The organism is Streptosporangium sp. NPDC001681, assembly GCF_040298085.1.
GTDB lineage: Bacteria > Actinomycetota > Actinomycetes > Streptosporangiales > Streptosporangiaceae > Streptosporangium.
Genome location: NZ_JBEOZN010000086.1, coordinates 37,038 through 43,622 on the forward strand (window position 1 = coordinate 37,038; position 6,585 = coordinate 43,622).

Genomic DNA, 6,585 nt, shown 5'->3' on the forward strand with positions numbered 1-6,585 from the left:
CTCCTTTTCCGTGGGACTACTTGAGCGAGACGAGGTTTCTCCAGAAATTGCGCAGGCTCTCGTCGCCGCCGAACAACGAGCTGAAGATCGTGGAGTCCGCCAGGAGAATGTCGCCGGCCCGCTCACCGCGCGGGGGCATCCATAGGAACATGTTGAACTCGGTGTTTCCGGCCTCCGTGAACGGGTGCGGCCTGGACCTGTCGACCGGTTGCCTGCCCAGCACATGGATGACGTCCGGGTCGTCGGTCGTCACGGCGTAGTGCGGCAGGTGCATGTGGAAGTTGAAGGTGGTCACCCCGTCCAGCCACCCCTTGGTGTCCAGATCCCCGGTGATGGACAGCGGGGCGATCTTGCCTGGTTCCCGCACCGCGGGGCGCAGCCCGTAGCGGTTCTCGACGGGCACTTCGAGCCCTTCCATCAAGGATCGGGTGTACCTGCCGAACCGCTGCTGGCGGGGGACAAGCGGGTCGCCGTGGTGGTGGTACTCGACGTCGCGCACGGCCAGGTCCTCCGAGGCGCCGACGTCGTGATGCGGCCCCAGGACCAGGCAGGTTCCCTCCCGGCTGAGGAACTCGCGCAGTGCCTCGATCTCCTCGGGCGCGGCGTCCTGCCCGGTGATCATGTGATCCAGCCCGAACACGAACAGGGTGTCGGTGTCGGCCAGCACCCGGTCGTCGAGCGGAGTCTGGAAACCGGCTTGGTCGACGCGCTGATAGACCGGCACGGGGTGCCCGGTGGTCTCCTCGACGAACTGCTGGAACGGCACCCAGGCCCAGAAGAACAGCTCCAGCGTCCCCGCGATGCCCTGCTGGAACCGCATCGGGTCGGACCACTTCGGTTCCTCGTAGGCGGGCCAGGCCACGCGCCGGACCTCGGTCATCGTGGAGAACCGGTTGTCGAGCTCGGCCGGGTTCCTGCCGGCCTCGGCTGGATAGCTCCATGCGACGTAGATGCTCACCCGTCGCCGGCCCGGAGTGTATTCGCGCGGCACGTGGTTCTGGTTGTAGGTGCGCGCGGTCCTGAATTCGTTCATTTCATCTCCGATCTACAGCGGGACATGCGGGGGCCCGATATCACTGCAGCTGGTCGAGCATCTCCGAAAGGGCGCCCTTGATTCGCAGAGCCTTTTTGATCTCGTCGGCGGTGACGTACGGATATTCCCCGTACTCGATGAAGCTGGGGCAGTGGTGCTCGCGCACGAACCTGATGAACGCCTCCGGGTTGGTTCTCCAGTCTTCGGGAAAACCCTCGAGATTCTCGAAGGCCGTGCTCACTCCCGCCCTGCTGAACAGCATGATGGCGTCTTCGGTGTATTTGTCGAAGTCGGTGTCGAATATGCCCTGGTACATGAAACGCGTGTCGTCGTCGAAGAGCACCCAGCGCAGATAGTGCAGCTTGAGCGGCGCGAGGAGGTTCGAGTCGCCTTCCAGCGCCTTGGCCAGCGTGTAACCGTAGTTGCGTATCGCCTCGGCGCGGCCTGGCTTTACCTTCGCGATGATGGTGAACCCGTAGCACGCCGGGGTCCTCGGAAATACAGGGCCGTATTTTCCCTGCTCGAGATGGTCGGTTTCCTTGGGGATGACAACCGCCTGCGGCTTGATTTCCATGCCGGTTCCTCCGTCGTTCGGCGCGAGAAATCCCCACACTACGACAAAGAGGTATAAATACGGTCATGTAACCACATTGGACACCACTGCATTCGACCGCATTTGGGGTGATCGTCTTTTGCGCTCTCGCGACTGTCGCCGCGTCGTCTCGCACACCGTGCGCCGGCCGGTCGGCATCGCCGAGAAATCCTCGACCTTCAAAACCAAGGGCTCGCCGAGAGCTTCCAGTCAGGGCTGCGTCAGGCGGCCAGGAGGGGAGATCCCTTGGACCTGGAGACCGGCCTGGCCATCACAACAGGAGTTCGACGCCACAAATTAAAGATCAGTAAAAGTGGAAGTAACCGTCACCTGCGCACCGGGAGGTGCGTTCATGACATTACGGGTGATCAAATCGGCACGCACCCTATTTTCCGGTCACACTCGCCGCCACCTTCGACCTCGCCGCGGTCCGGAGGCCCCGATGCCGGATCCGACCGGACCCGTGGCAGGGAACGGCCAGGCCCTGTCCGCCAACAGGTTAATTTTCTTCTGTGAGTGATCCATAATATCGCCATGAACGCGCGTTTTGCCATTTGGGCGGCAGTAGCGGGTGTGACCTCCGTAGCGATCACCATCTATGTGCACGTCGGCCTGGAGGCCGCGGACCAGATATCCAGTTCGGCCGGCCTGGTGGTCGCGTTGCTCGCAGCCGCCCTCACATTTGATCAGGTCGCCACACAACGGAAAAAAGGGGTGGTAGTAAACCCTGAGGCGCCGGCGATTCCGGAGGCGAGAAGATTCATTGAGGACCTGCGCCGGCTGCGGGGAAACTCCTCATTCAAAGAGGTCGGCGCACATATGGGGCGTCATTCCAGCTTCCTGGCGCGGCGCCTCGTTCCAACCGGGCCGTTGCCGTCGCTGGAGTTCGTCAGGGCCTACACCTCGGCGTGCGGGGCCGACCCTGCCCCCTGGGTGGACCGCTGGTCGGCGCTGGCTCGGGCCACCATGGCAGCGGCGCCGTCCAGGCGGAAGAAGTCGGTGCACGCCGTGGCGAGGATCACCGTGCTGGCCGCAGTAGTGATCGCCGGGGTCTGGGTGACGGAAAAAGCCCTGCCGACCCGCGCGAAGCTCGATTCCTCCCCGGTCATTCCCACCTCGTCTCCGGCGGCCAGCCCGGCGCCGATAGCTTCCGGACGCGGTTTCCCGATGAACATCGAGAGCATGACTATGCGCATCTTCTCGGGGGACTGGACCCAGACCGTCAGTGGCGACATCGAGGTCTGGTCGAACCTCACCTGCCCGTCAGGGGTCACCACGTACTGGATGGCCCTGCGGCCGATCGGCACCGTCGCGCAGTTCACCTGCAACTCCTGGCAGCACCACAAATGGGTCGATGTCCCCGAAGGGTTTTATCACTTCGAGATCTGGAAACAGCGTGACGGCCAGACGATCACTGGGAACGCAGTCGTGCACACCAGCGTGCCCATCACCTTCCACCCCAAATCCAATCCGTCGACGCTGAAGCCTTCGGCGGGAACCCTGCAGGAACCCATCCCCTCCCCACCCCTCCGACAGCCAGTCGATGAGTAACTCCCCCATGCTCGCGCGTCGAACGCTCCTTTCCGGACAGATCCGGACGAAGCAATCAGGAAGCGAGGACACAAATCACTAGACATCACAAAAAGGTGTTTCATCTATCAGAGAAGCCTTTCCTGAGCCGCGAAGACACTGCCGCTCGGGGAGGGGGACACGATTTTCGGCCAGGCTTCGGCTCCCCCCGCCTGCACACACAGTGTGTAAGCATTGATGACTCACTGTTGCCGCCGGAGGCGGGATCAGCCATGCGCGCCCGCCTCGCCTGCGCCGCCATCTTGGCCACAGCCGTTCCTGCCGCCCTGCCCGCTCCTGATGCCCTGGCATCCCCGGCCGGCCCAGTGGAACCGGGCATCTACGAGATCGTCAACGCCAAAGGACACTGCCTGCGCGGTGAGGGCGGCTTCAACTCCAAAGCGCTGATCGGCGCGTGTGACACCAGGTGGAAGGTGCCCCGCAGCGCCGAGCGCGACAGCTTCGTCATCACGCACACGACGACGGCGAACTGCCTGGACCGCGCCCTGGACGGCCGGCAGTGGACCCTCAGGCGGGGGTGAGCGACGGCTCCCCTGCTGCTCGCATCGCCTCACGATCGAGGTCTGCCACAACGCCCCTAAAGCACCCGATACCGCCCTATTAACCACCGATATTGCGGAACCCCCTCCCAAATAAGCGTTCATGCCGCACTATGCGCACCTGCGGGAACCTTCGGGCCTCGCTGACATCCAACCTCGTACACGCCCGACGTCCATTCACCGGACGCGAGCCGTACTCCCCGATGTTGATGAAGGTGTCGTGATCATGACGTCGAATGTGACGCGGTTATATCAGGCGGTGCTGCGCGACCCCACCCCTCCGATCTCGATCCGGCTGCGCCGCAGCTTCTCCGACTGGGTCGTACGGAAGGGGTTCCCGCCGCCGAGCGCCGCGGTGGTGAAGGACGAGGCCGAGGCCGGCGGGGCCCGGCTGGTGATGGAGCGGCGCGGCGACTGCGGCCGTTACACGCTGGACGAGCCGTACGGGCAGGGGCGCCTGCGGACCCGGGTGACCTACACCGAATCGACGCCGAACATGACCGGATGGGTGGTCGTCACCGTGGAGCAGCACGGGGGACCTGACCCGGCCGCGAGGCGGGAACCGGACCGGACCGGGAGACGGAGCGCGAAGCAGCGCGGGAAACAGGGAGCCGAACAGCAACCGGAACCGGCGATGGTGAAGGCGCCGGGTTTCCTCCCCGCGTACCTGAACACCGCGCGAATCAGTGACGGCGCCGTCCAGGTGGAGGGCGCCGCGGTGCTCCTCACCGAGGACGACGTGCAGCGGTTCGTCTCCGTGATGACCGAGCCCCGACGCCGGGTACCGATACTGGTCGTCTCCGCAGACCCTCGCGACCCCGAGATGGCGCGGGAGCGCGCCGATCATCTGGCCGACGGCGTCGCCGGCGCGGGCCTGGTCGTACGGCTGGCCGACCTGCGCGCCCAGGACCGGTTCAACGAGGCGATGGGCCCGGAGCTGGGCGTGTTCGGCGGGGCGATCCGCACCTACTTCGCCCCCTTCGATCCCGCCGGGGAGCACTATCCCCGCCGGCACCCGCCCATGGGCGACGCCGCGATCCGCGGCCGGGGCGCCGCCGCCCTCGACCGGATCGTCGACGGGGCGATCGGTGAGACCGCACATCGCAAGGTCCCCGACGACGTGCGGCGCACGCTCGATGTCGTCCACCGCGTACTCGCCGGACGGGCCGAACTGGGCGAGATCGCCGACGCCGCCGCACCCCGGCCCTCGAAGGTCGATTTCGCCCGTGAGGAGATGCGGCGGCGGATGATGGCCATGACCAGGCGTCCTACCGTCCCGAAGGCCGAAACCGTCACCCCCGCGGAGGCCACCGTCGAGGTCACCGCGGAAACCACCGCGGAGGCCACGAAGGCGGCCGGGGGGACCGTGGAAACCGGGCCGGTCTCCGCCGCGGCGGAGGTCGCCCAGAGTGTCGCGGACCTGGTGGTCAAGGAACTGCGCGGGGAGTTGGAGACGGCGCTGGGACTCGCCACCTCGTCGCAGATCGCGGGCGACTCCGGCCAGGTGCTCCGCGAGATCCGCGTGCTCGGCGCGCACCTTTCCGGCCTGCGTGACATCGTCGCGGAACGGCGCGGCGACGGGCCTGCCACCGAGACGGAGAAGAACCTCCGTGACGAGCACCGGCTGCTCAACGAGGAGTACGCCGAGGCCGTCACGAGCGCCAGGAAGCTCGCCGAGCGGGTCCGCTGGCTGGAGCGCAGGCTCGCCGAGGCGGGCCAGCCGGTGTACGGGGTGACCGAGGGCGATCCGGTGTTCGAACCCGGCGGCCTGGTCGAGGTTCTGGCCAAGGCCCGCGAGAGCCTGCATCACATCGGTGTCGGCGACACCGACGGCGCCGCCGCCCGGCTGGACCTGGAGCATCACATCCAGTGCCGTACCTGGGCGGCGAAGGCATGGGACGCGCTGCGCGCCCTGGACGACTTCGCGGGGGCGCGGTCCGGCGGGAGGTTCGCGGGCGGCTTCTACGACTGGTGCGCCGGTGACTCTCCCGGCCGCCGCACCATCCCCACCGGGATGCTCTCCATGCGCGAGTCGAAGAGCGTGGTCACCCGTGCCAAGTTCAGCGCCCCCCGCAGGTTCGCCGTCCCGCCCGAGGTGCATCCGAGCGGGCAGGTCCTGATGGAATCGCACATCAAGCTCCGGTCCGTCGGGTACCCGGCCCCTCGGATGTACTTCCACGACGACTCCGCCGGCACCACCGGCAGGATCTGGATCGGCTACCTGGGCGAGCACCTCCCCAACACCCGTACCAACTGACCGGGAGCTCAGCCCGCCGGGGCCGGCTCGGCGTCCGACCCGAACCGCCGCCGGTAGGCCAGCGGGCTGAGCCCGGTCTGCCGCCGCATCCGGGCGGGGGGCCGTTACCCGGCGGCCGGTTTCCTGGCCGCGAACCGCTCGATGGTGCCGAGTTTGAAACGCTCGTGCCGCTCCACCGCGAATCCCATCTCGCGCACCCCGATCAGGGGCCGGCGGCAGTAGTGCTCGCCGGCCGCCGGCACGCTGAAGAGGTCGACCAGCCGCTGCCCCATTCGCAACGGCCAGGACGACGAGGCCACGTGGTCGGCCAGGAGCAGCAGGCCGCCCGGTTTGAGCACCCGGGCCATCTCCTCCAGCGCCGCCCGCTCGTCGGAGATGCCGCAGAGTGAGAACGTGCAGACGACCGTGTCGAAGCGCTCGTCGGGAAAGGTCAGTGCGCGCGCGTCGCCCTGCCGCAGGTCGGCCGCCCGGCCGAGAGTCTCGGCCCGGCGCCGGGCCCCCGCGAGCCTGGCGGCGCTCCACACCACCAGAACGGGAGAGCGTCGTGGTGGGAAAGAGTGTTGTGTTGAGAGTG

6 protein-coding genes are annotated in these 6,585 nt (G+C 66.9%); 3 read left to right on the top strand and 3 right to left on the bottom strand.

The window, feature by feature from the left end; translation table 11 throughout:
- Positions 1-16: 16 nt before the first annotated feature.
- Together ABT130_RS31690 and ABT130_RS31695 are read right to left on the bottom strand one after the other, a co-directional pair.
- Positions 17-1,033 carry a hypothetical protein gene (locus tag ABT130_RS31690; RefSeq protein ID WP_350961566.1) on the bottom strand — a complete coding sequence of 339 codons (1,017 nt, stop codon included), beginning with the start codon at positions 1,031-1,033 and terminating at the stop codon, positions 17-19.
- Between the two features lie 40 nt (positions 1,034-1,073).
- Positions 1,074-1,607 (bottom strand): hypothetical protein, encoded by a 534-nt coding sequence (locus ABT130_RS31695; protein ID WP_350912341.1) that lies wholly within the window; start codon positions 1,605-1,607, stop codon positions 1,074-1,076.
- A gap of 552 nt (positions 1,608-2,159) precedes the next feature.
- Here ABT130_RS31695 and ABT130_RS31700 point away from each other — a divergent pair.
- From ABT130_RS31700 to ABT130_RS31710, 3 genes are all read left to right on the top strand, one after another.
- The gene (locus tag ABT130_RS31700; RefSeq protein ID WP_350961569.1) at positions 2,160-3,176 is read left to right on the top strand and encodes a hypothetical protein; all 1,017 of its coding nucleotides are present in this window, start codon (positions 2,160-2,162) and stop codon (positions 3,174-3,176) included.
- Between the two features lie 251 nt (positions 3,177-3,427).
- Positions 3,428-3,736 carry a hypothetical protein gene (locus ABT130_RS31705; protein WP_350961571.1) on the top strand — a complete coding sequence of 103 codons (309 nt, stop codon included), beginning with the start codon at positions 3,428-3,430 and terminating at the stop codon, positions 3,734-3,736.
- Between the two features lie 244 nt (positions 3,737-3,980).
- On the top strand, positions 3,981-6,011 hold the full coding sequence (locus ABT130_RS31710) for a hypothetical protein (protein ID WP_350961574.1): 2,031 nt from the start codon (positions 3,981-3,983) through the stop codon (positions 6,009-6,011).
- 104 nt (positions 6,012-6,115) lie between these two features.
- Here the strand turns inward: ABT130_RS31710 and ABT130_RS31715 are convergent.
- The coding region (locus tag ABT130_RS31715; protein WP_350961577.1) for a class I SAM-dependent methyltransferase at positions 6,116-6,585 on the bottom strand (470 nt) is incomplete at its 5' end.